Source organism: Pseudoalteromonas luteoviolacea NCIMB 1942, assembly GCF_001625595.1.
GTDB classification, from domain to species: Bacteria; Pseudomonadota; Gammaproteobacteria; order Enterobacterales; family Alteromonadaceae; genus Pseudoalteromonas; species Pseudoalteromonas luteoviolacea_A.
This window is the reverse complement of record NZ_AUXT01000085.1, coordinates 1-793: the sequence shown is the minus strand read 5'-3', so window position 1 is coordinate 793 and position 793 is coordinate 1. Positions and strand designations below refer to the sequence as shown.

At 42.1% G+C, this 793-nt stretch carries 1 pseudogene; it reads right to left on the bottom strand.

The features are described from left to right. Window positions 1-96 precede the first annotated feature (96 nt). Window positions 97-793, bottom strand: a pseudogene (locus N482_RS24110) (ISAs1 family transposase); the annotation flags it as partial.

The following is a 793-nucleotide window of genomic DNA, read 5'->3' as shown; positions in this document are numbered from 1 at the left end:
CAGTTTTACATCCATTTAGAGAAACAGGCTTGAAACTGGGCCACATCAATGCGACTCACCACTCGAGCCAGGGCCCGAGCATACTTTGAATACATATTAACCAAAGAAAACTTGAGCTCTGTAATCATCATTCCAACCCGCTTTTTTAAATTTATTGCGCTGGCTTGGCGCGCCGCAGTCACATTGCTTGAGGATATTCATCACAAATCTCTAAATAAAGCCATATTTTCTACTGCACCCTCGGGCATTATTCGTGAATTATCTTCTTTAAATACAACATCCAATACGTAATGCTGACTATTTTCAATACGCCAATGCTGCCTGATATAGTGACCTAGTGACTTATGCCGGGGTGACATTGAACTGATGTAAAAAGACGTATCAATACTGGTCTTTTCTTTTATTGTCCGGTGTCGCTCTACCGCTATAATACTGCGGGTACTTGGCCAACGAGCTTTGAGTGTTTCATTAAATTTAGGTTTTAGTTGGTAGACCTTACGTTGCTCTTTTCGCCCATGGGCCTGCTGAGTCACTTCTGTTACAACCTTTTCTTTTCCAGCATCAAACACCGCTTGAAATTGAGTGTTCACCGCATTCCACAAATTGTGGCTGATTTTTCTTTATTTGAACCACGACATGCGCTTTTTTATCCGCTATTTTTTTAAGTGTCTCCGTTTGGCAATGCAGCGCATCCATCGTCAGTACGCTGCCTTTAACATTCAGTACATCCAGCATCTGTTGAACAACTCGGACCAGCCCATTCTCCGTATCAAATACCATGTTTAAAAGGTCG